This is a genomic window from Bordetella sp. H567, from assembly GCF_001704295.1.
GTDB lineage: Bacteria > Pseudomonadota > Gammaproteobacteria > Burkholderiales > Burkholderiaceae_B > Bordetella_C.
Window position 1 is genome coordinate 2,691,229 of the sequence record NZ_CP012334.1, and the last position, 24,685, is coordinate 2,715,913.

Consider the following 24,685-nt stretch of genomic DNA (forward strand, 5'->3'; position numbering starts at 1 on the left):
TATGCGTGTAGCCGCCATCGCCCCGGTCGTCTGCATGCTCCTTGGCGGATGCCTGCTCGGCCCGGACTACAAGCACCCCGAGATCGATACGCCGCCGTCCTTCCGATTCGCCGACCAGGAAGCGCGCGAGGTCGTCGATACGGTGTGGTGGCGGCAATTCCAGGATCCGACCCTGGACACGCTGATCGCGCAGGCGCTGGCCGGCAACAAGGACGTGCAGATCGCCGCCGCCCGCATCGAGCAATACCTGGGACAGCTGCAGACCACCCGCGCACAACTGTTTCCGCAGGTGGGCGCCGGGGTACAGGCGGAACGACAGGGACTGCCGATCGGCTCGGTCGGCCTGCCGGAGAACGTCGGGCCGGTATTCAACCAGTATTCGGCCACGCTATCCGCATCCTGGGAAATCGATGTGTTCGGGCGCCTGCGCCGGCAGACCGAAGCCGCGCGCGCCCTGCTGCTGTCCAGCGAAGAGGGCAGGCGGGCGACGATCCTGGCGCTGGTCGCCTCCGTGGCGTCCGCCTATATCAACCTGGTGGCACTGGATCGGCAACTGGACATCGCCCACGCCACCGCGGACAGTCGCGGCGAATCCGTGCGCATCTTCACGCTGCGCTACAGCTATGGCGAAGTGTCCGAAATGGAGCTGGCACAAAGCCAGTCCGAATACCAGGCCGCGTTGGCCACGATACCACAACTGGAGCTGCAGATCGGGCAGCAGGAAGACGGGCTTTCGATCCTGCTGGGCCGCAATCCCACCGCCGTCCCGCGAGACCGTGCACTGGGCCAGCTGGTGCTGCCCGACCTGCCGGCGGGACTTCCGTCCCAGCTGTTGACGCGCCGGCCCGACCTGCGGCAGGCGGAGCAGAACCTGATCGCCGCCAATGCGCTGATAGGCGCGGCGCGCGCGCTGTATTTTCCGACGATTTCGCTGACGGGCGCATTCGGAACCGCCAGCACCCAGTTCTCCAATCTGTTCACCGGTGCGTCGAAGGTCTGGTCCTTTGCCGGTGTGGTCACGGTGCCGATCTTCACGGCCGGCGCCATCGGCGGCCAGGTGCGGCAGGCCGAAGCGCAGCACCAGCAGGTCCTGCTGCAATACGAGAAATCCATACAGGTCGCCTTCCAGGAGGTGTCCGACTCCCTGATCAGCCTGCGCAAAACGCGCGAGGCGCTGGCTGTGCAGGGCAAGCAGGTGGAGGCGCTGGGCCGTTACGCGCGCCTGGCCCGCCTGCGGTACGAAGGCGGCTACACCAGCTATATCGAAGTGCTGGACGCCGAACGCAGCCTGTTCAACTCACAGCTGCAGCAGGCGCAGACCCAAGGTGCAGTCTTCGCGTCCATGGTCCAGCTGTACAAGGCGATGGGCGGAGGCTGGGTACTGGATGCGGAGCGCATGACCGGGCCGGAAACCGCGGCTTCGGATTGAAGGGGGAGGGCAGGTAGTGTGCGTGCATCGCTAATGTTCATCGGGAAACCATGTCGCGCATCGCGACGACCGGGAAACTGGGGAACACGCCGTCGGCAATCCTACACCGCCAATAGAGATCGACATCGATAGGAATCAGTCGCCGACGCGCTGCCCCCGGTACCGGAAACGTATGGGGAATGCCATGAAGAACGGAACAGGCAGTGGCCAGCAACTGGACCATTTGTTTGCGAACTCGGCCGCGCGCGCGGATCGCTGGCGCGATCTGAATGCCAAGGCGCAGACTTGGGCCGCGCAAGCACGCGGCGGCAAGGAAAGCAGGGACGTGGACGCCGTGCGCGATGCGCTGTCGGCGCTACGGCCCATGGAAAGCTATTTCGCCTATCCCGGCGCGCATCTGCTTCGGGTCCTGGACGAGCGCATCGCCGATAGCGATGCCTTGGGCGCGGCAAGGTTGATCCTGCGCATGAGCAACGCGCTGCTCTCAGGCAGCTACCGCTACAACGACGGGGAATGGGAAGCCAGGGAGGACGCGGTCGATGAAGCGCCCGATCGCAGGCCCCCGGGGCTGGGCGGCGCCCAGGGACGGCGCCCGTATTTCGAGGCCTTGTTCGTTTCCCCGGCCCCGGCGGCACGCCTGCCTGCCATGGCCGAGGAAATCCGTCGTCTGCGACGGCCCGATGACTTCGCGATCTACGAACCTGTCATGGTCGGCAGCTTCGAGGATGCCTTCCTGGCCGCGGTGCTGAACGGGAAGATAGAGGCGGTGGTGATCTACGACGGCATCCCGGTGCCGTCCCAGCATGACGTGCCGCTGCTGCGCGACTTCCTGACGGTCTACCAGAACCTGGATACATCGACGGACGCGCCGCGCGAGGTCGGTGTCAAGCTGGCGAGCGTGCTGAAACGACTGCGTCCCGAGCTGGACATTTATCTGCTGACCGACCGCGAGGTCGAGAAGCTGGCCGGCGATCGGGCGGCGTCGGCGATCCGGCGGGTCTTCTACGAGGTGGAAGAACCCATGGAAATACACCTGAATATCCTGGAGGGCGTGCAGGACCGGCAGGAGACGCCGCACTTCGACAATCTGAAGCGCTATGCCTCGCGTCCCATCAGTACCTTCCATGCGCTGCCGATCGCGCGCGGAAAATCCATCATCAAATCGAACTGGATACGCGATTTCGGCGAGTTCTACGGCTTGAGCCTTTTCCTGGCGGAGACCTCGGCGACCACCGGCGGACTGGACAGCATGCTCGAGCCCACGGGCAATATCAAGGCCGCGCAGGAGAAGTTCGCCCGGGCCGTCGGGGCCGACCACGTGTTCTTCGTCACCAACGGCACTTCCACCTCCAACAAGATGGTCTACCAGGCGGTGACCAAGCCGGGCGATATCGTCATCGTCGATCGCAACTGCCATAAGTCCCACCACTACGGCATGGTGCTCTCCGGCGCCCAGCCGCTGTATGTGGAAGCCTTCCCGATGACGGAGTATTCGATGTATGGCGCGGTGCCGCTGCGCACCATCAAGCAGGCGCTGCTGGCGCTGAAGGCCGAAGGCAGGCTGGACCGCGTGGCGATGGTGACCTTGACGAATTGCACCTTCGACGGCCATATCTACAACACGCGCCGGGTCATGGAGGAATGCCTGGCCATCAAGCCGGACCTGATATTTCTGTGGGACGAGGCGTGGTTCGGCTTCGCCCGGTGGTCGCCGTTTCTACGGCAGCGCACGGCCATGGGCGCGGCCGAAGCGCTGCAAGCCTGGCGCGCCGAACCGTCGGCGATGGAGGCCTGGAACGCACAGGCACAGGAGCTGGGCGAAGATCTCGATCCCCAGGATCCCCGCCTGCTGGATCGGCGCCTGGTGCCCGATCCCCGCAAGATGCGCATACGGGTGTACGAAACGGATTCCGTCCACAAGTCCATGTCCTGCCTGCGACAAGGCTCCATCGTGGCCGTGCGTGACGAGGACTACAACCATCATGCCTCCGCCTTTCGCGAGGCGGTCTTCATCCACGCGTCGACCTCGCCGAACGCGCAGATTATCGGTTCGCTGGACGTGGCGCGCCGCCAGATGGAGCTGGAAGGCTACGAACTCGTGATGCGCGCGATCGAAATCGCGCTGGCCATCCGCAAGGCGGTCGCGGGTCATCCCCTGATCTCCAAGTATTTCAGCGTGCTGGGCGCGGACAAAATGGTTCCCGCGGAATTCCGGCCATCCGGATTCGTCGACTACCTGGCGCCTGGAACCAACTGGCTGACGGCGGCCAAGGCGATAAAGGAAGACGAGTTCGTGCTGGACCCGACGCGCATCACGCTGGTTTGCGGCACGGCGGGGTTTGACGGGACGAGCTTCAAGAACCTGCTGGCCTCCCGCTACAACATCCAGTTGAACAAGACTTCGCGCAACAGCGTGCTGTTACAGAGCAACATCAACAACACGCGCAGCGACGTGGCGCTGCTGATCAAGGTGCTGCTGGAAATCTCCGAGGAAATCGAAGCGGGGCTCCAGGAAGCAGGCGAGGCCGGTCAGGAGGCGTTTGCCGCCAAGGTGAGGAGCCTGATGGAGGACGTGCCCAACCTCCCGAATTTCAGTCGCTTCCATGACGGCTATCGCGAGGATCCAGGCAGCGACACGCTGGAGGGCGACATGCGTACCGCCTTCTTTGCCGCCTACAGCGAGGAGGATTGCGAGTATCTCCCCCTGACCGGCACGTCGCTGGACGACAGACTGGCGAATGGTCCGGAACTGGTGTCGGCCAATTTCGTCATCCCCTATCCACCCGGCTTTCCCATCATGGTGCCGGGGCAGATCATCGACACGGACACGATAGGGTTCATGCGCAAGCTGGATGTGAAGGAGATCCATGGTTACAACGCGGCACGAGGCATCAAGCTGATCAAGCCATCGATCATCGGGAAGACACGCGGTACGCGCTAGCCTTCGCGCGGCGCCGGCTACGCCCGGCGCCACGCCACTCAATAAAAGCAAGGAGAAACGGCCATGGTATGGTTTTTCGGATTTCTGAAGGCGAACCCTTACGTGCTGCTCTTTTTTACCGTCGGGCTATCCGTGTGGCTGGGGCGGGTCACCATCAAGGGGTATGGCCTGGGCATGGTGGCGGGCGCCGTCATCGTGGGCGCCGTACTGTCCATCTGGGCGTCCACATACGGTATCAAGCTGCAGCTGGACAACTTCGTGCGGCTTCTTTTCTATTACCTGTTCATGTACGGAGTCGGCCTGCGCGTCGGCCCGTCGTTCATCAATAGCCTGGGGCGCGACAGCCTGCGCTTTACCTTTCTGGCGGTGCTCGCGCCGGTGCTCGGCCTGGCCCTGGTCGTGATAGGGACGCGGCTGGCCGATCTGCCGGTAGGCGCGGCGGGGGGCATCCTGGCGGGCAGCCAGACGATGTCCGCGGCAATCGGTTCGGCCGAACAGGCCGTCCTCGACGGCGTGGTGGCCTTGCCCCCGGGCATGACGCCCGAAGCGGCGACGGGAATGATTGCCTTGTCCTACGGCATCACCTATATCTGGGGCACGGTCGGCATTATCCTGATCGTCAAATATTTGCCGCGCTGGTGGGGGCTGGACGCGAAGGCCGCGGCCAGGCAGTACGAGGAAGCGTACGGCGTGAACAATGTCGATGCTGCCGGGCTGTCCGGTTACCGGGCGGGCGGCCTGCGCGCCTACCAGCTGGAAAACCCCGACACGGCGGGCAAGACCATCGCCCAGTTCCGCCACGACCATCCGGAATACCGGGTCATCAACGTCCGCCGGGGCAATGAGTCGCTGGGCGCGGAACCCGATACCGTGCTGCGCTTGGGAGATGTCGTGGCGCTGGGGGGCCGTCTGGAAATGCTGACCGCGAAAATGGGGCTGCTGGGTCCGGAGGTGGCCGACCCGAAAGCGCTGAACGTGCCGCTGGACCAGGCCGAAATCCTGGTCACGTCCAACGATGTTGTCGGCAAGCCGCTGAAGTCCTTTCGCGATTCGGATATCGCCGGACAGGTACAGCTGACCAAGATCGAACGTTCGGGCGTACCCATGCCCATCGGCCTCGAAACCACGCTGAAGAAGCGTGACGTGCTGTTCATCACCGGCCTGAAGCCCGCGGTGACCCGCGCAGGGGAGATCTTCGGCATCATTGCCCGCCCCAGCACCGCGACGGATCTGTTGACCTTGGCGGCCGGCATGATCCTGGGCTTTCTGATCGGAAAGATCGACTTCCCGGCTTTCGGCAGCAGGGTGGGACTGGGAAACGCGGGCGGCCTGCTGGTGTCCGGAATCGTCGTTGCGTCGATTTCGTCGCGGCTGCGGTTCTTCGGCAGCACGCCCAATGCGGCACGCAACATCCTGGAGGACCTGGGCCTGGTGGTGTTCGTCGCCATCGTGGGCCTGAACGCCGGGGCGACCTTGCTGGAGCAATTGACCGGCGCCATCGCATTGAAGATATTCCTGGTGGGCTTCGTCGCCTGCACCATTCCGCCCTTCATCGTCTGGGCGATCGGACACCACCTGTTCAAGACCAATCCCGCGGTATTGATGGGCGTTACGGCGGGGGCGCGCAGCCATTCCGGACCGTGCCGCGAAGCGGCGAAGGAAATCGACAGTTCGGTACCCTGGATCGGCTTCCCGGTCGCGTATGCGGTGTCGGGAGTGCTGCTGACGATATTCGGGTACTTCGCCATGATGTTGGCTCACTAGACCGTGTCCTGACGACGCGCTGCCCCCGGGCAGCAAGGAGTAGCCATGTCTTTCGAATGGGCCGTGGCATTGCTGCGCAAGTCGCCGGAGCTGGCGATGTTCCTGGCCGTGCCGATCGGCTATGTCCTGGGCAATATCCGCCTGGGCCGGTTTTCGCTCGGGACCGTGACCGGGGCCTTGATCGCCGGCCTGGTCATCGGCCAGGCCGGTATCAACATCAACCGCGAGCTGCGATGGAGCCTTTTCTACCTTTTCCTCTTCGCCAACGGGTATTCGGCGGGTCCGCAATTTTTCCAGGCGCTTAAACGGGACGGTGCCAAGCCCATGGTGCTGTCCGTGGTGGTTGCCGTCGTCGGCATCACCCTCGCGATGCTGATCGGGCGGCTGCTGGGACTGGATCCGGGAATGACCGCGGGCCTGTTCTGCGGCGCGCTGACGCAGTCCTCGGCCATCGGCACGGCGACGGACGCGATCATGGCATTGCCAATCTCGCCCGAGCTGCAAAGGCTGCTGGCCAGCCACGTCGCAGTCGCGGATGCGCTGACGTATGTGTTCGGCGCGATCGGGTCCATCCTGTTCATCAGCGTATTCGCGCCCCGCATATTGCGTATCGATATGCGCGCCGAGGCCGTACTGCTGGAGGCGCAGTACGGCATCAAGACCATCGCCGAAGGCGTGGTATCGGGCTACCAGCGGTTTGCCGCCCGGGCGTATCTGGTGCGCGCCGACGCGGACTTCGCGGGCCGGCGGGTGGGCGAGGCCGAACGTGCCCATGTCGGCTTGCGCTATTTCGTGGAGCGCATCCGGCGAGGCGACCAGGATATCCCTGTGCAGCAGGACACCGCGCTGCTGCCGGGCGACGTGGCGGTCGTCCATGGCCGCACGGAAGCGCTGGTGGCGGCCGGCCCGGGCTTCGGGACGGAAATGCACGAGGCCGGACTGCTGGACTTCCCGGTCGCCATCCTGCGGGTCGTGGTCACCAATCGCGCGCTGCTCGGGCCCACCCTGCAGGAGCTGGTCGACGCCCGCACGCTGGAATTGCGCAGCGTCGGGCTGCGTACGCTGACGCGCGGCGGCCACGAAATTCCCTTCGGCGCCGCCAGCCGCCTGAACCGCGGCGACATCGCGGAGCTGATCGGCCCACGGCATGCGGTGGAACGCGTGGCGGCGAGCGTCGGCCATCCGCTGCGGCCGACCAGCGCCACCAATCTCTCCATCGTCGGCTTCGGCATCCTGATCGGCGCCCTCATCGGGCTGCCGTATATCCAGGCCGGTGCCCTCAAGCTGACGCTGGGCAGCAGTGTGGGCGTGCTGGTGGGGGGACTGTTCTTCGGCTGGCTGCGCACGGTAAGGCCCACCCAGGGCGAAATTCCGCAGTCGGCGCTGGACTTCATGATCACCTTCGGATTGGCCGCGTTCGTGGCAGGGGCAGGGCTGCAGGCCGGGCCGGAGTTCCTGCATGCCGTCCAGGAACTGGGGCTGGCGATATTCCTGGCCGGCGTGGCGGTCACGCTCGCCCCGCTGGCCGCCGCATTACTGGTAGGCCGTTATGTGCTGCGTATGAATCCCTTGCTGCTGCTGGGCGCATTGGCGGGCGCGCAGACATTTACCGCCGCGCTGGCCGCCGTGCAGGAAAAGGCGGGCAGCAAGATTCCCGTGCTGGGCTATACGGTGCCGTACGCGGTCTCGAATATCCTGCTGACGACCGGCGGGGCAGTGGTGCTGACCCTGGCGGCAGGTTGACTACGCGTCCAGTCCGAAGCTGGCCAGCGTCTCCAGCCCCAGCGCCAGGCCGGGCAAAAACGATTGATCGATGACGGTCGCCCCGGAGAATCGGAAACCGCTCGCCGGCTTGGGACGGATGACGAAGTCCAGATGGATGGAGCCCAACCGCGGGTCGACCACGCGCAGGCCCAGTTCAAGCACGCCTTCCATGGCCTGGAACGACACTTCCGCCGGCGCGCGGCCGGCCGCGATGGCCTCGTGCATCGCGTCCAGGCGCTGGCGCAAGGCATCGAATTCGACGCGCATCAGCATCCATTCCTTTTCGGTCCGGATGCCCGGGACCTCGGCGGTCATCCGCACCGTGATCCAATCGCGGCGGCGATCGTTTTCCTCGTCGGCGACATAGGTCACCGGCGTCATCGTCAGGACGAAGTCTCCAGCCGGAATCTCGAACATGGTCACTTGTACACGAAATGGAAAATGGTCCGGACGAAACAATGAAATCGAAGCCGGAATTTACCTTCCCATGGCGGTGTCCGTGTGTCCGCTCACAAGCTGAAAAGATCTTTTCGCCAGGAAAAGATGGTTTTGCCGTTACACCCGCCGTGCTTTGGAGAACCGCTGCTGCAGCCGGTGCAGGGGCGTGCGGCGGAAGGTTTCGAAACGCTCTTCTTCTTCGGAGAACGCCAGCGACGGCTTGACCAGGTCGCTGCGGCTGATGATGCCGACCAGGCGGCGCGACTGGGCGTCGGTCACGACCGGCACGCGTTCCAGGCCATGCACGGCCAGGCGGTTGGCGACGGTGCGGCAGGTTTCGCCGGGCAGCGCCATGATCGGCACATTGGCGCCGAACAGATCGGCCATCCGGTGCGCCGTGGGATTGGCCAAGCCTTCCAGCAAGGCGTTGCGTTCGATCATGCCGACCAGCGCGCCATCGCGCACCACGGGATAGGCGCGATGCGTCTGCCGGGCGTCGAAGTAGGTTTCCAGCGCGTCGCGCAGCGGCGTATCGGCGTCGATGGTGCGCAGCTCCTGGGTCATGACTTCGTTGACGAAGTGGCGCTCCAGCGGGTCGATGCCGTATTCACGGTAGATGTGATAGCCGCGCCGCGCGATTTTTTCCGTCAGGATGGACCGGCGCATCACCAGCACGGTAAAGCCGTAGGCGCAGGCCGAGGCGGTCAGCAGCGGCAGCAGCGCATTGATGTCGTGCGTCAGTTCGAAGGCGAACAGCACGGACATGATGGGCGCGCGCATCATGCCGCCCAGCGTGGCGGCCATGAAGATCATCGGCCACAGGCCCGGTTGGCCGCCCGGCATGTAGGGGCCGGCGATCACGCCCACGGCGGCTCCCATCATGAGCAGCGGGGCCAGCACGCCGCCGGAGGTGCCGGAAGCCAGCGAAATCACCCAGATCACCGCCTTGACCAGGATCAGCCCGACCACCACGCCCACGGCCAGGTTGTTGTGCAGCAGGTCCCCGATGACGTCATAGCCCACGCCCAGCGCGCGGGGCTGGAAGTAGCCGCCGATGCCGATCGCCAGGCCGCCCAGGGCCGGCCACCACATCCAATGGAAAGGCAGCTTCAGGAAGAGGTCTTCCATCTTGTACAGCGAGGTGGACAGGCCCCAGGACAGCGCGCCCGTGATGACGCCCGCGACGGCGCAGGACACCAGGCCGACGGGGCCCAGCACCTCCGTCTGCAGCGGAAACAGGGCGCCGCCTTCCATGATGAGGGGGCGGCAGAAGCCCGCCACCGCGCAGGCCACGGCCACCGGCAGGAAGCTGCGCGGCCGCAGTTCGAACAACAGCAGTTCCACGGCCAGCATCACGGCGGCGATGGGCGTGCCGAACACGGCCGTCATGCCGGCCGTGGCGCCGGCCACCAGCAGCGTCTTGCGTTCGGCGCTGGTCAGGTGGAAGTACTGGGCGATGAGCGAGCCGATGGCTCCGCCCGTCATGATGATGGGGCCTTCCGCGCCGAAGGGCCCGCCGCTGCCGATGGCAATCGCCGAGGACAGCGGCTTGAGGACAGCCACCTTGGGGGACATCTTGCTCTTGCCGAACAGGATGGCCTCGATGGCTTCGGGGATGCCGTGGCCGCGGATCTTTTCCGTGCCGTAGCGCGCGATCAGGCCGATGACCAGGCCGCCGATGGCCGGCATCGCGATGACCCACAGGCCCAGCGTGTTCTCCGCGGGCGAACGGCTGTCGAGCGACAAGGTCTGGAAGAAAAACAGATTGGTGAAGAAGCTGATCAACCGCAGCAGGCAGTACGCGGTCAACGTACTGAGCATGCCGATGACCGCGGCGATCGCCGCAATGCGCAGCAGCCGCGCGCTGGCGGCGAAATCGCCCTTGGATTTATCTGCGTGCACGTTCATTCCTGGGAATCGACGGGAAAAGGGTGGCCAGCACGCGTCCGGCACCGCGCGGCGGAAAGAGGGGAAAGAGCAGGGGGCATAAGACCGCGATGGGAGAATGGACAGCGTAGGGACCGGAGTGCCGGCCGCCTGCGATTATATCGTAATACGATCTACCAACGGCCCAGGCGCTTTTCCGTTCGCCGTATGGGTCGACACCCCTTGCCATAGGGCGGCGGCCGCCCGGACAGCCGGCCGCGCCGCCACGGACCTACCCCCGCCGTTTAGGCGCCGTGTAAACTGCCGGATTTTTGATTCGGCGCTATGGACCCAGCACCCCGGCGCACAGGCCTGAGCGGACCGACCCTGGTTCGCCTGCTCGCCCGCCTCGCGGACATCGACGTCTCCGAACCCAGGCAGTCCCTGCCGGACCGGCTCAGCCTCTGGCTGGGCTGGACGGACGCGATCGCCCTGTCCACGGTGCTGAACAGCAATCCGCCCGTTGCGGCCGCGCCAGCCCAGGAAGCCGATGACACCGCGGAGCAGGAATGCGCCCGTGTGCGGACCGCGCTGGCCAACGCCATCATGGAGAAAAATCGCGCCCCCAGGGCCACGGACGACCACGCGCGCAACCGCGCCCGGCGGCCGTCCGGCGTCCCGCAGGCGCCGGTCGACTACGCCATTTATCGCCAGCGGTATCTGTCGCTGCAACAGGCCATGGAGACCGGCATCGCCGGCCTGCGCACGCGGCTGCGCGGCATGATGGCCGGCAGGACGCCGGCCATGACGCAGCTCGCGGCCGTGGACGCCATCATGGAAGGGGCGCTGGGCGCGCGCGAGCACAACGCCTTGGCGGCGGTGCCGGGGCTGCTCGAAACCCATTTCCACCGCCTGCGCCGCGCGGAGGCGGCCGCCCTGGCCGAGGCGGAATCCGCCGGCCAGGCGGCCCACATAAAGCCTGGCGCGTGGCTGGACGCTTTCCGCCAGGACATGCGTGGCGTACTGCTCGCCGAACTGGATATTCGTTTTCAGCCTGTCGAAGGCCTGCTTGCGGCGCTGCGCGCCAGCTAAACCCGGGATGTCATGACCAGAATTCTCTCTATCGCTGCTTTTCTCGTGGGGTTGGCCGTCGTCGGCTGGATCGGCGCCGGCTATGTCGGCTCCAACCCCCTGGCGCTGGCGGTAACGGCGCTGATCGGCGTGGCCTATCTGGCGGGTACCTGGGAACTGCGGCGCTACCAGCAGGCGACCGCAACGCTGGCCCGCGCCCTGGCGGCGCTGTCGGACGCGCCGGCGGGCCTGGCGGGCTGGCTGGACCAGCTGCATCCCAGCTTGCGCAGCCCGGTGCGCCTGCGGGTGGAGGGCGACCGCGTGGCACTGCCGGGGCCCGCGCTGACACCCTATCTGGTCGGCCTGCTGGTGCTGCTCGGCATGCTGGGCACATTCCTGGGCATGGTGGCCACGCTACGCGGCACCGGCATCGCCCTGGAAAGCGCCACCGACCTGCAAGCCATACGGGCATCGCTGGCCGCACCGGTCAAGGGCCTGGGCTTCGCTTTCGGCACCTCCGTCGCCGGGGTGGCGACCTCGGCCATGCTGGGGCTGCTGTCGGCCTTGTGCCGGCGCGAGCGGATACTGGCTGCCCAGCAGCTGGACACGGGCATCGCCACCACGCTGCGCGGCCACACGCTGGCCCATCAGCGAGACGAAACGTTCCGGCTGCTGCAGCGACAGGCCGAAACGATGCCCGTGCTCGTCGACCGCCTGCAGGCGATGGTGACGGGCATGGAGCAGCGCAACCAGGCGCTGAACGCGCAACTGGCGGACGGCATGGCCGCCATGGAACGCCAGCACGCGGCCCTGAGCGAGCGGCTGGCCGCGGGACAGGCCGCGCTGGACCAGCGGCTGGCGTCCGGACAACAGGCCTTGAACGAACGCCTGGGGGCGGGGCAGGAAGCCTTCCACGGCAAAACCGAGGCCGCCTATGCCGGACTGGCCGCATCGGTGCAGCAGACGCTGAAGGAAAGCGCGGCCGAAAGCGCGCGGCTGGCCGCGACCGCGCTGCAGCCCGTCGTCGAAGCGATGATGGCCACCTTGTCCGGCCGCTTCGAAACCACGGCCGCCGCCGTGGGCGATGTCTGGAACCAGGCATTGACGCAGCACCGGCAGGCCAACGACACGCTGGCGCAGGATCTGCGCGCGACGCTGGACCGCTATGCCGATACGTTCGAACAACGCTCCACGGGCTTGATCGAGGGCGTGGCGGCCAGGATGGACAGCGCGACCGGCGGCATGACGCAGGCGTGGGCCGATGCGCTCGCGCGGCAGGAGCAGACCAACGGTCGCCTGGCGCAGGACAACCAGCAGGCCTTGGCCGCCGCCGCGGCCACCTTCGAACGGCATTCCGCGACGCTGCTGGAAAAGGTGGAAGCCCATGCGTCGGCCTTGCTCGAGAAGGTCGAAGGACAGTCCGTATCCCTGCTCGACAAGGTCGGAGGCCATTCCGTGTCGCTGATCGACAAGATCGAAGGGCATTCCGCGTCGCTGATCGACAAGGTGGAAGGGCACTCCGCGTCGTTGATCGACAAGGTGCAAGGGCATTCCGTATCGCTGGTCGACAAGGTCGAAGGACATTACCTGGCGCTGCTCGACAAGGTCGAAGGACATTCCCTGTCGCTGCTCGGGCGCGCGGACACCCACTCCTCGTCGCTGATCGAAAAGGTGGATGGACACTTGTCGTCGCTCGCCGGCCGGATGGAAGACCATGCCTCGGCATTGCGGCAGGGCCTGGGGCAGCACGCCACGTCCGTGCTGGAAAACATCCAGCAGCATTCCGCCGCGCTCCTGCAGGCGGTGGAACAATCGCAGGCGCGCCAGCAGGCCACGCTGGAATCGCGCGACCAGGAGCGGCTGGACGCCTGGACCGGCAAGCTGGACGCCATCGCCCATGAACTGAGCGAGCAATGGCGGCAAACCGGCGAGCAGACCGCCGCCCGTCAGCAGGAGATCTGCGAAACGCTGTCGCGTACCGCGCGGGATATCACCGAGCAGACGCAGGCGCGGGCGCGCGACACCATCGCGGAAATCGAACGTTTGGTGCAGGCCGCCTCCGAAGCGCCGAAGGCCGCCGCCGACGTCGTGGCCGAGCTGCGCCAGAAGCTGTCCGACACCATGGTGCGCGACAACGCCATGCTGGAAGAGCGCGGCCGCTTGCTGGATACGCTGGGCACGCTGCTGGACGCCGTGAACCGTGCGTCCACGGAACAACGCGACGCCGTGGACGCCTTGGTCGCGACGTCCTCGGACCTGCTGGCGCGTGTCGGCGGCCAGTTCACCGACACCCTGGAGGCCGAAACCGCCAAGCTGGCCGAAGCGGCCGGCCAGGTCTCCGGCAGCGTGGTCGAAGTCGCCAGCCTGGGCGACGCCTTCGGCACGGCCGTGCAGGCCTTCGGCGAATCGAACGAAAAACTGATGGCGCATCTGCAGCGCATCGAGGGCGCGCTGGAAAAATCCATCGCGCGCAGCGACGAACAGCTTGCCTACTATGTCGCCCAGGCCCGCGAAGCAATCGACCTGAGCGTCATGTCCCAGAAGCAAATCATCGAAGACCTGCAACGGCTCGCCGAACAGCGGGCATCGGCCGGTAGCGAAGCGGCATGAGCGACGAGATCGACGGCGGCATCGAGCCCGCGGTCCCCACCTGGGCGGTGTTCGGCGACCTGATGTCGGCGGCGCTGGGGGCCTTCGTCCTGATCCTGGTCGGCGTGATCGGCCTGCAACTGCAGCTTTCGGCCAAGCTGGACGAAGAGGTCAAGCAGCGCCAGGCCGAAACGCAGCGCCGACAGACACTGGAACAGGCCCTGGCCGTGCCCCTGGCCGCTGGCCGCGTGACGCTGGTGAACGGCCGCATCGGCATCAGCGGCAGCGTGCTCTTCGCCCTGAATTCCAACCAGCTGCAGCCCGAGGGACGGGACGTCCTGAAAAGCCTGGCGCAGCCGCTGTCCGACTACCTGCGCAACCGCGACGAGATCCTGATGGTCAGCGGGTTTACCGACAACCAGCAGGTGCACGGGAATACGCGCGGCTTTGCCGATAACTGGGAGCTTTCCGCCCAACGCGCACTGACGGTGACGCGCGCCTTGATCGACGACGGCGTGGATCCGAAGTCCGTCTTCGCGGCCGCCTTCGGCGCCGAGCAGCCCGTGGCGTCGAATGCCGATGCGGAGGGCAGGGCCAGGAACCGGCGCGTGGAAATCGCGCCCGTGCCCAGGCTGGCCGGGCAAGGACAGGCCGCGCCGGGCCAGGCGGCGGAAGACGCGCGGGGCGCGCCCGGGCCGAGTCCATCGCAAGGGCCGTCCGCACAGGAACAAGCAGGTCCAACCCCGGCGGCCCAGCGCCAGCCCGAGGCGGCGGGCCCGCCCGCCATCAAGGCTCCGCCCCGGTGAGCGACGACGCGAAAAACCCGGACAGCGCTTGCGATCCCCTGGCCCTGCTGGCCGCATGGCGCGCGCAGGGGGCCGACCGGCTCAACCCTATCCGCTTTCATTTGATCGACGCGTTGTCGCGGCGCGCCGCGGCGCAGCGCGGGCATACCCGACGCCTGCTGGACGACCGTCTGGCGACGCTGGTGCAAGCCTACAAGGGGGAAGTGGCGGCCGCCGATAGTCGCGCCATGATCCAGCCGCAAGACCCCGCACCGGCAGGCCCGGCGTCGGCGCCCGCCCAGGCGGGACCGCTGGCCGAGCTGGTGGCCCGGCTCGCCGACCGGCGACCGGCGACGCCGCAGGACGCCGATGACGCCGCCATACCGCCGGCTCCGTCCACCTATCCCGAGTTGCCGCTGCTGGACTACTTCCGCGACACCTGGTCGCGCTACAGCACCCGGCATCAGTTGCGGCAATCCGAGGAACGCGTGCCCGAAAATGCCGGCCCGCTGAATTCCAGCCTGCTTGTGCACCGCGCGCTATCCCTGATGCGCGAGGTCTCCCCCGAGTACCTGCATCAGTTCCTGTCCTATGTCGATGCGCTCTCCTGGATGGAGCAGGCCACCCGCGTCGACCTCCTGATGGACAAGGAGGGCACCCGTAGCGGGCCTTCCAGGAAAACCGCACGCCGCTCCCGTTAGCGGCAGCCCTGCCTTCGTGCTCCCGTAGTACTCAGTTACGCCTGCTCCCCTCCAAAGGCCCGCCGTTTGCTAGAGCAAACATTGGCATGGGGCCGCGGCTCGTTGCGCGCCCTGCATTCTTCCCTCGAAATCTTTCAACCCGCGCGCGTTGCCGTCGCGCCGTTCAAGGAGAATTCGAATGACATTGCCAAAATCCATCGCCACCATGGCGCGCATCGCGTCGGCCTGCCTGGCCATCGCCATCATCCAGGGTTGCGCCACACGCCCCGAGAGCAATGAGCCGCTGGTCCCCACCTTCCAGGGCCAGCGTGTCTGGAACGGCGTGACGACCACGCCGGAAGGCCGTGTATTCGTCAGTTATCCGCAGGCGGACGGCGCCGGCATGCAGGTGGCCGAACTGGACGCCCAGGGCCGGCCATATCCCTTTCCCGATGCCAGTTGGAATGGTCCGCAGAGCTGGGCACCCGGCACCGTCGGCACGGGCTATGTGCGCGTGAACGCACTGCGCATCGGTCCCGATGGCAAGCTGTGGATCGTGGATGCCGGCGCGCCCGGCATGGGGCAGGCGGCGGTGAAGGGCGGGGCGCGCCTGTTCCGCTTCGACCCACAGACGCGCCAGCTGCTGCAGACCTACGACCTGGCGACCGCCGTGTATCCGTATAGCTATATCGACGACGTCCGGTTCAATGGCCGCCATGCCTACATCACCGATGCCGGCGCGCCGGGATTGATCGTGCTGGATCTGCAAACCGGCGCGACGCATCGGGTCCTGGACAACAACAATGCCACCACGGCCACGCGCCCCTTGCGCGCCGATGGCCGCGCCATTCTCGACGCCAAGGGCCAGCCCGTGCGCGTGCATGCCGACCAGCTGGAAGTTTCCCCCGATGGGCAATGGCTGTACTTCCAGCCCGCCTCGGGCCCCATGGCACGTATCGCGACGCGCTGGCTGAACAATCCGGCCATCTCCGAAAAGGAAGTCGAGTCGCACGTCGAGCTGGGCTGGGCCGATACGCCCAGCACCGGCGGCACGGCGATCGACGCACAGGGCAATCTGTACACGACGGATACCGACAAGCGCCGCATCCTGCGGATATCTCCCGACGGCAGGGTATCGACGCTGATTCAGGACGACCGCCTGGTCTGGGCCGACGCGCTGTGGATCGATAGCCAGGGCTTCCTGTGGATACCGGCGTCTCAATTGAACCTGACGCCGGGCTTCAACCACGGCCGTATGGAAGTGAAGTATCCGGTCTGGATCTACAGGCTACAGATCCACGCGCGACCCAGCCCGCTCGATCATTCCTGATCAACAAGGATAGAATCCAGGCGCACGACACCCGCCGCCGGGCGGTGCAGAGATGCGCCGGGATTTCTGTTCACGTTGTCCGAATGAGCGTCTGGCTCATGGCGGCCTGCGTCGGCGCCATGGACGATCGTTGTTGGAGAAACTCAGATGCTCAAGGAAATATCGGGGGTCCGTATCCCGGACAGCAAAATCGCGCGCGAAGTGACCGAGCTCATTCGCGATACCGAAAGCGATTTGCTGTTTCACCACTCGCTCCGCGTCTATTGTTGGGGCGCCTTGACGGGAAACCGCATGGGATCCACATTCGATCCCGAACTGCTTTACGCAGCGTGCATGTTCCACGACGTCGGCCTCACCCCACGCTATAAAGACAGCCAGCTGCGCTTCGAGGTTGACGGCGCGAACGCCGCGCGTGATTTCCTCCGGGGGCACGGTATCGCCGAACGCGATATCGAGACCGTCTGGAACGCCGTCGCGCTACACACCACGCCGGGCATACCGCAATTCATGCGTCCGGAGATCGCGCTGGTGCAGGCGGGGGCCGCCATGGATGTCGCGGGCCTGGGCTACGACGAGTTTCCCGACGCGCAGCGTGAGGCCGTTATCGCCGCCTTTCCCCGCGAAACGGATTTTTCGCATGAAATCATCGATGCCTTCTATCAAAGCATGAAGCATCGTCCCGACAGCACCTTGGGGACATTCAATGATGACTTCCTGGCGTTCAAGGATCCGCATTTTCAGCGGGTGGATATGTGCACCGTTATCCTGGCTTCCAGCTGGAACAGCCGGAATAACGGCTCTGCCCCCGCAGGGCATGCCTCCACCGCCGGCCACGGTTGCCACGGTGACCATAGCCACTGCGACGCTGGACATGGCAAGGGATGAACAGGCGTAGCGATCGGGCGCCAGGTGCGCCGCGATCGCGGGCTACCGGCGCTTCGAAAAGCTAGAAACGAGATTCAGGTACTCGCCTAACGGGCTGAAATTGAAAGAGAATGTTCTTTCTTCTGCGCGGATCTTAAAGTGTATTCTTAAGTGCTTCCGCTGGCCTCGCGCTCACTTAAAGTAGTTTGTGAAGTGCGGGGCAGGGAGCGCGCCATTACTCGCGTTATGTCTTAGATATGCGGCTTAACCCGATGATTAAAAAAGGATAAATCACCTTGCGCTAGCTGCGGTGCCAGCCTATCCCGCCGCCGATAGGCCGTCCCGGCGCTGGCGCGCAGTCTCTTACACTCATAGCACTGTTTCCAAGACGGCGGAGGCCCCCATGCAAACCACAGGAATCGATCACGTCGTACTACGCGTCCAGCACATGGACCGGATGATTGCGTTCTACCGGGACGTCCTGGGGTGCCAGGTGGCACACCGGCAGGACGACTTGGGCTTGGTGCACCTGCGCGCGGGGGCTTCGCTGATCGACCTGGTGGACGTGGCCGGCACGCTGGGCAAGCGGGGCGGAGACGCGCCCACGGGCACGGCGAACAATATGGATCACCTGTGCCTGAGGGTGGCGGATTTCGACGTGCAGGCCATCCGCGGCGAACTGCAGGCGCAGGGCGTCGAAGTCGGCGAAATCGCCGAGCGCTACGGCGCATCGGGACGCGCGACGTCCATTTATCTGCGCGATCCCGAAGGCAACGGACTGGAACTGCGCGCGGGTTGAGCCCGTGGCCCCCGGCTCAGGCCATGGCCGCGAACAGCCAGCCGCCGACGGCGGCGATGGCGACGATGACCAGCGGCGGCCACCGCATCACGACCAGCAGCGCGAAGCACAGCAGCGCCAGGCCGAAATCCAGCGGCGTGCCGATGGCGCTGGTCCATACCGGGTTGTACAGGGCGGCCAGCAGGATGCCCACCACGCCCGCATTGATGCCGGCCACGACGTTCTGCACGCCGGGCCGGCTTCTGAGCAGGTTCCAGAAGGGCAGTGCCGCGATGACGAGCAATGCGGCCGGCAGGAATATCGCCACCAGCATGGCCAGCCCGCCCGACCAGCCCGACAGCGGTCCGTTGGATACCGCTCCCAGGAAGGCCGCGAAGGTGAACAGCGGCCCGGGCACGGCCTGCGCCGCGCCGTAGCCGGCCAGGAAATCGGCGTTGCTGACCATGCCGCTGCCCACCGCGGTGGATTGCAGTAGCGGCAGCACCACGTGCCCGCCGCCGAACACCAGCGCGCCGGAACGATAGAATCCGGCGAACTGCGACAGCCATGTCTGGTCCGACATCGGCGCCAGCAAGGGTAGCCCCACCAGCAGCAGGAAAAACAGCACGATGGCCAGCAAGCCCACGCGGCGGCTCACATTCAGCGTCATCGCCGACGGCAGGGCCCGTGGCGGCACCTTCAGCAGCGTGGCGCCCACCAGCCCGCAGGCGACGATGGCGCCGATCTGGCTCAAGGCGGTCGGCAGCACCAGCGTGAGCAACGTGGCCGCTACCGCCAGCATGGCGCGCGGCCTGTCCGGACACAGCGACTTGGCCATGCCCCACACCGCCTGCGCCACGATGGCGACGGCCACGATCTTCAGGCCATGCACGATGCCGGAATCGGCGAGACCGCTATAGCGCGCCAGCCCCACGCCGAAGAGAATCAGCAGCAGCGCGGAGGGCAGCGTGAAGCCCACCCATGCCGCCAGCATGCCGGCCCACCCGGCGCGCATCAGGCCGATGGTCATGCCCACCTTGCTGCTGGCCGGCCCAGGCAGGAACTGGCTTAGCGCGACGATATCCGAATAGGTATGTTCATCCAGCCACTTGCGGCGCTCGACGAATTCGCCCCGGAAATAGCCCAGGTGGGCCACGGGTCCGCCGAAAGAGGTGAGTCCCAGGCGCAGGAACAGCAGGAAGACTTCAAGCGATGCGGGCATGATGCGGGTCGGTCGAAATGCGGTGCGTCTGTATAGCACAGCATGTTTACACGGCCCAGCCCGCGGTCGGACATGGCTACCCCGGCGGTCGGCCCGGCCGCTGCGCGGGGGATCGCGCGGCGTATGGCATCAACGCGCGCTGCCGGCCTGGACATCGGCCGTCGTGCCTATGCTCAGGCCGGGCTGCATCTCGATGTTCAGCCATTTATCACCAGGCTCGCCACGCAGCGTGCCGGCGGCGCCGGGCGCGAGGTGGTATTTGCGGCGCATCAGGGCATGTGCGTCCTGCCGTGCTGCCGAATCCGGCATTAGGTAGCCCACCCCCCGGCGATGCGCCGGCGGGCCGATCGTCTAGGCGCGCATCCACCGCCCGCAGCACAGGCCGGCCCACCATGGATCACCCTGGATGAGCTAGAGCATTAAACCTTTGTACGGGCGCGTCCGGCGTCGTTCATCGCCCCGCCTCACGTGCCACGCTGGGATCCATCATGCCCGCCAGGGCCTCACGCGGCCTGGGCGGCCGCTTCTGCACGCTGGCGGCCCAAGGCTCCATGTCGGTCAGCACGGACAGCAGCGACACGGTGTCCAGACGGGCGGGAAAGCGAAATTGCGGCCATGCCTTCGCGATGACATCCACCGGCGCGTTGACGGCCTGGGACAGGGCGGGCCAGTGCTTGCGCGGGTTCGCCGTGAGTTCATGCGAGACCTCGGCGATGGTCCGCACCGAACGCACCAGCGCGGCGCGCCGGCGTGGGTCGTTCAGTACCGTTGTGGTGGTATTCAGGTTGAAGCGCTCGAAATAGGCGTGCGGCGGCTTCCTCGGATCGGTCATCACGATCGCGTCCTTGCCCAGCAGATCGATGGCATTCTGCGGATGCGGTTCCCACATGGCCATGGCGTCCGCCTGCCCCTGGACAAGCGCCGGCGGCATGGCTTCGGGTTCCAGCTTGATCGGGGTGACATCGCCCAGGTCCAGGCCGGCCGAGCGCAGCATGACGCGCAGAAAATATTCCGACGAGGTGGCCGGCGTATAGGCCACCCGCTTGCCGCGCAGGTCGGCGATGCCCTGTATGCCGGCACTGCGGCGCCCCACCATCCGGTAGTGGCATTCGGCCAGTGTCAGGATGATGCGCAACTGCGGCTGCAGTACGGCGCTGAGGGTGGCTTGCGTTTCGCTGCCCGTCGCGGCATCGACCTGGCCCGCGACCAATTGCGCGGATGCCGCGCGGCCGTTCGGCAGGCGCACCACCCGCAACCCCGGCGCATTGCCGATCAACAAGGGGCCGCTTTCGATCGTGGTCTGGTTGACCGCTACCGGCATCAGGGCGTCGCCGGCGCGCGCCACCGAGATCCAGGGCGCGGCCGCAAGCAATCCCAGCAAATCACGTCGTTGCATCGATGTCTCCTTCCATGAACGTATCGGCGTCGCGGCGCGCAGCGCGGCCGCGGCGATGGGTGCAGCTTGCGCTACGATTTCTTTTCGATATTGCGGTCGATCCAATCGAGCAGCCAGTCAGCCACCTGCAGGCTGTTGCGGTCCTGCATCAACATATGCGAATTGCCGTGAAAGCCGACTTGCGGCAGCTCCACCAGCCGGGCCTTGCCGCCGGCCTTCGCCACCGCGTCGATGAATTCCCGGCATTTCTGCAACCGGGGCGCCCAGCGCGGCGCGATCTCGACGTTGTCGCCATAGACGACCAGGATGGGTATCTTGGTGTAGGGCCCAAGATCGCCCGTGGGCGCGGGGCATACGGTGGGCTCGAGCGCCACGATGCCTGCGATGCCGCTCGTGCTGAGCGCCGCGGCCTGGAACGGGTAGACGCCCCCTTGTGAGTGGCTCATCAGGACCGTGCCGCGCAGGCGCTGCGCCAGGGCGGAAAGATTCGGCACGGTGGGATTGGGCGAGGGCAGGGCCGCGTACAAGTCCGGCACAAGCTGCTTCCACAATTCCGCCTGCGCCTGCAGGGGAAACTGCAGGTTCGGATAGGGCTTGGGGTACTCCGGGCCGAAGCGGAACACCGACCAGGCTTCCTCGTGCCCGGCGGCAAACAGCGCCGGCAGCGTGTCCGGCGCCGTTTTGCCCATTTTCACGCTGTTGATGGTGGAGGGATCGAAGGCGGAGCGCCCACGCGCGACCTGGTCGATCGTGTACGTCGCGTAGCCCTTGCGGACGAAGTATTCCTGCCAGCCCATGCGCCCGTCGGGTGTGGTTTCCCAGGACTTGCCTGTCAGGCAGCAGCCGTGGATCAGCGTGATGGGGTAGCGCCTGGCATGCAGCGGTATCTGGTAGCTGACATACATCTGGTCCACGGTGATGGTGCCATCGGCGCCGCGTCCCGGCGCGGTGGACAAGGTATCCGAATGCACGTCGCGGCCGCCGACAAAGAAACTGCCTTGCGCCTGTATCGTCAAGGGGCGGATGTCCGCCTGTGCCGGGCTCCCGGCCAGTGCGGGCGTCGTGCCCGCCGCTACGGTCAATACGGCGCCCGCCAAGGCGCCGCGTATCGCATCGCTGCACCGCGAACCGGATATCGTCACGCTATGTCTCCTCTTTTGTGGGGTGGCGCGAGCACGCGGCCTGGAGCCGGCATCCGTCGTCCGCCGAGCAGCGTACCGGGGACCGGCTGACGGCGGACTGACGGCTCGCTGCTTATTCGCCGATTGTCACATCGCCGTCACGGTGCGGCGGTATTGATGGGCGCCTGTGCGGCACCCAGGCCGCGCGGCGGGGGCGCATCGTCCTTCGTCGACCGACTCATACATTGCTGTCTTCCCATGGATACCTCCACTCGCACGGACCCGCTGGCCGGGCGCAACCGGCTGTTGACATTGGCCGCCGGCCCCGGCGGGCTGATCTGCGCTTTCCATTTCCGCGCTGGACAGGCCGTGCGCTTGAACTGGGCTGACATCCAGGGCGGCCCGCCCGCCGCGCCCGGCGCATTCACCTGGATGCATCTGAAGACAGCCGACAGCCGTATCCACGACTGGCTGGAACAGGCGCAGGACCTGCCCGAGGCCGCGCGCACCTTCCTGGCCGGCCGCGAGAGCCGTCCGCGCCTGCATATCATCGACGACGGCGTCTACGGCCTGCTGGTGGACCTGAAAATGGAAGCCGACGGCCAAGACGACGAAAAAGGCGTCCTGCATTTCTTCATGGACGGCACGCGGCTGATCACCGTGCGCACGCGTGCCTTGCGTTCCACCGACAAGCTGCGGAGGCAGATCGAAGAGGGCGTCGGGTATGGCTGTACGCTGGATCTGCTGGCCGGGCTGCTGCAGTGCCTGCACGAAGGCTTCCTGGAAAAGCTGGAGTCCCTGACCGACGAGGTCGACGATATCGAGGCGTCGGTGCTGTCCGATCGGCAAGAGGCCGACCGCAGCGCACTGAGCGCCGTGCGTCGCCAGCTGGCGGAATTCCGCCGCTATATCAATCCTGAACGGAACATACTCGGGCGTCTATGCACGCTCGGACACGCCTGGGCCGACAGCGAGGCGCAGGATCGCCTGGCCCAGGTCATCGACGCGCTGCACGGCCTGGCCGGCACCATCGACGCCCTGTACGAACGCGCCAAGCTGCTGCAGGAGGAAATCGCCGCGCAGATGGCCGAACAGATGAACCGCAACCTGATGGTGCTGTCGGTCCTGACCGCCTTGCTGATGCCCGGCACGCTGCTGTCCGGCATCTTCGGCATGAACATGGCCGACGTGCCCGGCTTGCAATCGCCGGGCGCGTTCTGGTGGGTGTTGGCCCTGATGGGATTGCTGGGCCTGGGGATGCTGCTGCTCTTGAAGAAGCTGAAACTCTTCTGATGCGCGGCGGCGGCCGCGAGGCTCGCGGCGCGCTTGAACCTTCCGGCGACGCCGCTTGGGCTCAGAACAGGTGGCGCAGGGCCCAGTACAGCACCCCCGACAGCACCATCGCCCCCGCTGGCATCGGCGTGGCCCGGCGCGCTATTTCAATACCGCTCGGGCACCATCATTTCGGGCGGTACCGGGTGCCGCACATAATCGGCATGGCGATCGCGCGGTGGCAGGACGATGCTCGGGCGTTCGATCTCGTGGTACGGCATCCGGGTCAGCAGATGGCTGATGCAGTTCAGCCGGGCGCGCTTCTTGTCCACCGCCTGGACGACCCACCACGGAGCTTCCGGGATGTGGGCGCGCTCCAGCATGGTTTCCTTGGCGCGCGTGTAGGCTTCCCAGCGGCGGCGCGATTCCAGGTCCATGGGACTCAGCTTCCACTGTTTCAGCGGGTCGTTGATGCGGCCCAGGAAGCGCAGATGCTGCTCTTCGTCGGTGATCGAAAACCAGTACTTGATCAACTGGATGCCGGAGCGCACCAGCATCTTCTCGAACTCCGGCACGGTGCGGAAGAACTCTTCGTACTGGTCGTCATTGCAGAACCCCATGATGTGCTCGACGCCGGCGCGGTTGTACCAGCTGCGGTCGAACAGCACGATCTCGCCGGCGGCGGGCAAGTGGGAGACGTAGCGCTGGAAGTACCACTGCGTACGTTCGCGGTCATTGGGCGCGGGCAGGGCGGCCACGCGCGCGACGCGGGGATTCAGGCGCTGCGTGATGCGCTTGATGACGCCGCCCTTGCCGGCGGCATCGCGGCCTTCGAACAGGATCACCACCTTGTGGCCGGTGGCCACGACCCAGTTCTGCAGCTTCACCAGCTCGCCCTGCAGTCTGAACAGCTCGCGGAAATACGTGCGGCGCCAGGCTTTTTCCTCGTCGGACGGCATGTAGGCAGGATCGCCCTGCAATTCCTCGAAGGCGCGGTCTTCCAGCTCCAGCTCGAGTTCTTCGTCGTAATGGTCCGCCAGGTCGCGGTGTATCCGCCGTACCAGGTCGTTGTCGATCGCGTCCACTTCCAGCTCCCTGTTGATAGCCGGGATGCTATGACGCGTGGGTGACAACGAAGTTACGGTATGGCCAGGCCGCGCCCCCGTCCGGCGTGAGCGGCCTGATGCTTTTCCCCACCATACGGCCGATGGGAAGGAGGGGGCGGCCCATGCCAGCATGCACGCACGCCGTACCACCGGCGAAACACGAGGTGTAAGGCATCGGCAGTCGTCCGATGTCCTGGGATCTCGGCTCCCCATGCCTCGTGCCGCCATGCGGCGTGCCGGTGCGATACCGGCATCCCCTTCGGTCAACC

General features: G+C 66.1%; 18 protein-coding genes and 1 pseudogene. 12 read left to right on the forward strand and 7 right to left on the reverse strand.

The window, feature by feature from the left end:
- The first annotated feature begins 1 nt into the window (after nucleotide 1).
- The 4 genes from AKI39_RS12095 to aspT all read left to right on the forward strand — a co-directional run bounded on the left by AKI39_RS12095 (nucleotide 2) and on the right by aspT (nucleotide 7,877).
- Nucleotides 2-1,429 carry an efflux transporter outer membrane subunit gene (locus AKI39_RS12095; protein WP_066642818.1) on the forward strand — a complete coding sequence of 476 codons (1,428 nt, stop codon included), beginning with the start codon at nucleotides 2-4 and terminating at the stop codon, nucleotides 1,427-1,429.
- A gap of 184 nt (nucleotides 1,430-1,613) precedes the next feature.
- On the forward strand, nucleotides 1,614-4,370 hold the full coding sequence (locus AKI39_RS12100) for a beta-eliminating lyase-related protein (protein ID WP_066642820.1): 2,757 nt from the start codon (nucleotides 1,614-1,616) through the stop codon (nucleotides 4,368-4,370).
- A 63-nt stretch (nucleotides 4,371-4,433) separates the two neighbouring features.
- Entirely contained in the window at nucleotides 4,434-6,134 is a 1,701-nt protein-coding gene (locus AKI39_RS12105) for an aspartate:alanine exchanger family transporter (protein WP_066636123.1), read from the forward strand.
- A 45-nt stretch (nucleotides 6,135-6,179) separates the two neighbouring features.
- Nucleotides 6,180-7,877, forward strand: a complete 1,698-nt coding sequence (gene aspT / locus AKI39_RS12110; protein ID WP_066636126.1) for an aspartate-alanine antiporter — start codon at nucleotides 6,180-6,182, stop codon at nucleotides 7,875-7,877.
- Here the strand turns inward: aspT and AKI39_RS12115 are convergent, their stop codons facing one another.
- Together AKI39_RS12115 and AKI39_RS12120 are read right to left on the reverse strand one after the other, a co-directional pair.
- Entirely contained in the window at nucleotides 7,878-8,315 is a 438-nt protein-coding gene (locus AKI39_RS12115; RefSeq protein ID WP_145925257.1) for a WapI family immunity protein, read from the reverse strand.
- Nucleotides 8,316-8,453: 138 nt separating this feature from the next.
- Nucleotides 8,454-10,244 (reverse strand): chloride channel protein, encoded by a 1,791-nt coding sequence (locus tag AKI39_RS12120; protein ID WP_066636132.1) that lies wholly within the window; start codon nucleotides 10,242-10,244, stop codon nucleotides 8,454-8,456.
- A gap of 303 nt (nucleotides 10,245-10,547) precedes the next feature.
- Here AKI39_RS12120 and AKI39_RS12125 point away from each other — a divergent pair, with 303 nt between their 5' ends.
- The 7 genes and pseudogenes from AKI39_RS12125 to AKI39_RS12155 all read left to right on the forward strand — a co-directional run bounded on the left by AKI39_RS12125 (nucleotide 10,548) and on the right by AKI39_RS12155 (nucleotide 18,320).
- Nucleotides 10,548-11,294: a DUF3348 domain-containing protein gene (locus tag AKI39_RS12125; protein ID WP_066636135.1), complete on the forward strand. Its 747-nt coding sequence runs from the start codon at nucleotides 10,548-10,550 to the stop codon at nucleotides 11,292-11,294.
- 12 nt (nucleotides 11,295-11,306) lie between these two features.
- Nucleotides 11,307-13,883 carry a DUF802 domain-containing protein gene (locus AKI39_RS12130; RefSeq protein ID WP_066636137.1) on the forward strand — a complete coding sequence of 859 codons (2,577 nt, stop codon included), beginning with the start codon at nucleotides 11,307-11,309 and terminating at the stop codon, nucleotides 13,881-13,883.
- A pseudogene (locus AKI39_RS12135) lies at nucleotides 13,880-14,497 on the forward strand (OmpA family protein); the annotation flags it as partial. The gene AKI39_RS12130 and the pseudogene AKI39_RS12135, both read left to right, overlap by 4 nt.
- Before the next feature lie 167 nt (nucleotides 14,498-14,664).
- Nucleotides 14,665-15,348: a DUF2894 domain-containing protein gene (locus AKI39_RS12140; RefSeq protein ID WP_066636139.1), complete on the forward strand. Its 684-nt coding sequence runs from the start codon at nucleotides 14,665-14,667 to the stop codon at nucleotides 15,346-15,348.
- Nucleotides 15,349-15,526: 178 nt separating this feature from the next.
- Nucleotides 15,527-16,657: an SMP-30/gluconolactonase/LRE family protein gene (locus AKI39_RS12145; protein ID WP_201258565.1), complete on the forward strand. Its 1,131-nt coding sequence runs from the start codon at nucleotides 15,527-15,529 to the stop codon at nucleotides 16,655-16,657.
- A 147-nt stretch (nucleotides 16,658-16,804) separates the two neighbouring features.
- A complete protein-coding gene (locus AKI39_RS12150; protein WP_066636142.1) occupies nucleotides 16,805-17,542 on the forward strand; it encodes an HD domain-containing protein in 738 nt (245 codons plus the stop codon).
- Nucleotides 17,543-17,924: 382 nt separating this feature from the next.
- Nucleotides 17,925-18,320 (forward strand): VOC family protein, encoded by a 396-nt coding sequence (locus tag AKI39_RS12155; RefSeq protein WP_066636144.1) that lies wholly within the window; start codon nucleotides 17,925-17,927, stop codon nucleotides 18,318-18,320.
- A 16-nt stretch (nucleotides 18,321-18,336) separates the two neighbouring features.
- On the opposite strand, the gene chrA is transcribed toward AKI39_RS12155, so the two are convergent.
- The 4 genes from chrA to AKI39_RS12175 all read right to left on the reverse strand — a co-directional run bounded on the left by chrA (nucleotide 18,337) and on the right by AKI39_RS12175 (nucleotide 22,059).
- Nucleotides 18,337-19,521, reverse strand: a complete 1,185-nt coding sequence (gene chrA, locus AKI39_RS12160) for a chromate efflux transporter (protein ID WP_066636146.1) — start codon at nucleotides 19,519-19,521, stop codon at nucleotides 18,337-18,339.
- 129 nt (nucleotides 19,522-19,650) lie between these two features.
- Entirely contained in the window at nucleotides 19,651-19,830 is a 180-nt protein-coding gene (locus AKI39_RS12165; RefSeq protein WP_066636148.1) for a hypothetical protein, read from the reverse strand.
- Between the two features lie 142 nt (nucleotides 19,831-19,972).
- Nucleotides 19,973-20,917 carry an ABC transporter substrate-binding protein gene (locus AKI39_RS12170; protein ID WP_076879693.1) on the reverse strand — a complete coding sequence of 315 codons (945 nt, stop codon included), beginning with the start codon at nucleotides 20,915-20,917 and terminating at the stop codon, nucleotides 19,973-19,975.
- Nucleotides 20,918-20,988: 71 nt separating this feature from the next.
- Nucleotides 20,989-22,059 carry an esterase gene (locus tag AKI39_RS12175; protein ID WP_201258566.1) on the reverse strand — a complete coding sequence of 357 codons (1,071 nt, stop codon included), beginning with the start codon at nucleotides 22,057-22,059 and terminating at the stop codon, nucleotides 20,989-20,991.
- A 237-nt stretch (nucleotides 22,060-22,296) separates the two neighbouring features.
- On the opposite strand from AKI39_RS12175, the gene AKI39_RS12180 reads away from it, so the two are divergent.
- A complete protein-coding gene (locus AKI39_RS12180; protein WP_083228795.1) occupies nucleotides 22,297-23,331 on the forward strand; it encodes a CorA family divalent cation transporter in 1,035 nt (344 codons plus the stop codon).
- Between the two features lie 146 nt (nucleotides 23,332-23,477).
- Here AKI39_RS12180 and ppk2 read toward each other — a convergent pair whose 3' ends face one another.
- Nucleotides 23,478-24,395, reverse strand: a complete 918-nt coding sequence (ppk2, locus tag AKI39_RS12185; protein WP_066636149.1) for a polyphosphate kinase 2 — start codon at nucleotides 24,393-24,395, stop codon at nucleotides 23,478-23,480.
- Nucleotides 24,396-24,685 lie beyond the last annotated feature (290 nt).

Bases quoted from the DNA above. Each gene is read 5' to 3' on its own strand.
- AKI39_RS12095 (WP_066642818.1), top strand. From the start codon at position 2: ATGCGTGTAGCCGCCATCGCCCCGGTCGTCTGCATGCTCCTTGGCGGA.
- AKI39_RS12100 (WP_066642820.1), top strand. From the start codon at position 1,614: ATGAAGAACGGAACAGGCAGTGGCCAGCAACTGGACCATTTGTTTGCG.
- AKI39_RS12105 (WP_066636123.1), top strand. From the start codon at position 4,434: ATGGTATGGTTTTTCGGATTTCTGAAGGCGAACCCTTACGTGCTGCTC.
- aspT (WP_066636126.1), top strand. From the start codon at position 6,180: ATGTCTTTCGAATGGGCCGTGGCATTGCTGCGCAAGTCGCCGGAGCTG.
- AKI39_RS12115 (WP_145925257.1), bottom strand. From the start codon at position 8,315: ATGTTCGAGATTCCGGCTGGAGACTTCGTCCTGACGATGACGCCGGTG.
- AKI39_RS12120 (WP_066636132.1), bottom strand. From the start codon at position 10,244: ATGAACGTGCACGCAGATAAATCCAAGGGCGATTTCGCCGCCAGCGCG.
- AKI39_RS12125 (WP_066636135.1), top strand. From the start codon at position 10,548: ATGGACCCAGCACCCCGGCGCACAGGCCTGAGCGGACCGACCCTGGTT.
- AKI39_RS12130 (WP_066636137.1), top strand. From the start codon at position 11,307: ATGACCAGAATTCTCTCTATCGCTGCTTTTCTCGTGGGGTTGGCCGTC.
- AKI39_RS12145 (WP_201258565.1), top strand. From the start codon at position 15,527: ATGACATTGCCAAAATCCATCGCCACCATGGCGCGCATCGCGTCGGCC.
- AKI39_RS12150 (WP_066636142.1), top strand. From the start codon at position 16,805: ATGCTCAAGGAAATATCGGGGGTCCGTATCCCGGACAGCAAAATCGCG.
- AKI39_RS12155 (WP_066636144.1), top strand. From the start codon at position 17,925: ATGCAAACCACAGGAATCGATCACGTCGTACTACGCGTCCAGCACATG.
- chrA (WP_066636146.1), bottom strand. From the start codon at position 19,521: ATGCCCGCATCGCTTGAAGTCTTCCTGCTGTTCCTGCGCCTGGGACTC.
- AKI39_RS12165 (WP_066636148.1), bottom strand. From the start codon at position 19,830: ATGCCGGATTCGGCAGCACGGCAGGACGCACATGCCCTGATGCGCCGC.
- AKI39_RS12170 (WP_076879693.1), bottom strand. From the start codon at position 20,917: ATGCAACGACGTGATTTGCTGGGATTGCTTGCGGCCGCGCCCTGGATC.
- AKI39_RS12180 (WP_083228795.1), top strand. From the start codon at position 22,297: ATGGATACCTCCACTCGCACGGACCCGCTGGCCGGGCGCAACCGGCTG.